Origin of the sequence: Nesterenkonia halophila, from assembly GCF_009467795.1 — a bacterium.
Classification (GTDB): Bacteria; Actinomycetota; Actinomycetes; order Actinomycetales; family Micrococcaceae; genus Nesterenkonia; species Nesterenkonia halobia.
On record NZ_WIAX01000029.1, the window covers coordinates 1 to 286 of the forward strand.

1 rRNA gene is annotated in these 286 nt (G+C 52.4%); it reads right to left on the minus strand.

Annotation, left to right across the window (positions count from 1 at the left end):
* A 23S ribosomal RNA gene (locus GCL72_RS09655) occupies window positions 1-286 on the minus strand; the annotation flags it as partial.

Genomic DNA, 286 nt, shown 5'->3' on the forward strand with positions numbered 1-286 from the left:
TTCGCTGCGGCTCCGCCTCTTCAGCTTAACCTCGCACGGGATCGTAACTCGCCGGTTCATTCTACAAAAGGCACGCCATCACCCGTTAACGGGCTCTGACTATTTGTAGGCACACGGTTTCAGGATCTCTTTCACTCCCCTTCCGGGGTGCTTTTCACCTTTCCCTCACGGTACTGGTTCACTATCGATCACTAGGGAGTATTTAGCCTTGGGAGATGGTCCTCCCAGATTCCGACGGAATTTCACGTGTTCCGCCGTACTCAGGATACATTCAAGAGAGAACGAA